Origin of the sequence: Vibrio sp. 10N.222.49.C9 (genome assembly GCF_041474985.1) — a bacterium.
Lineage (GTDB): Bacteria > Pseudomonadota > Gammaproteobacteria > Enterobacterales > Vibrionaceae > Vibrio > Vibrio crassostreae_C.
Genome location: NZ_JBFRVD010001004.1, coordinates 1 through 454, shown reverse-complemented (window position 1 = coordinate 454; position 454 = coordinate 1). Strand labels below are relative to the sequence as shown.

Below are 454 nucleotides of genomic sequence, written 5' to 3'. Positions count from 1 at the left end.
CAAACCCCTTCAACGCAGACACCGATGGTGATGGAGCGTTAGATTCGATAGATCTATTCCCCCTCGATAGCGCTGAAGCATCAGACAATGATAGCGATGGTATTGGTGATAACGCCGATACTGATGACGATAATGATGGTCTTAGTGACACGGAAGAAGCTGAATTAGGTACTGATCATCTCAATGCTGACAGCGATGACGATGGTGTCATTGATAGTGTTGACCGTTTCCCGCTCGATGAAACGGAAACACAAGATACCGATAGCGATGGCACAGGGAACAAAGCGGATACGGATGATGACGGCGATGGAGTATTGGATGTTGAAGACCGATTCCCGCTGGATGCATCTGAATCTGTCGATACGGACAACGACGGTACAGGCAACAATGCTGATACGGATGACGACAACGATGGCACCCTAGACGTTGATGATCGCTTCCCTCTAGATAGCAC

The 454-nt window shown here is 48.7% G+C and carries 1 protein-coding gene; it reads left to right on the top strand.

All coding sequences use genetic code 11. From position 1 onward, the window contains the following. Positions 1–454 (top strand): thrombospondin type 3 repeat-containing protein (locus tag AB4585_RS26635; protein ID WP_372171751.1); only part of this gene is annotated, 454 nt, incomplete at both ends.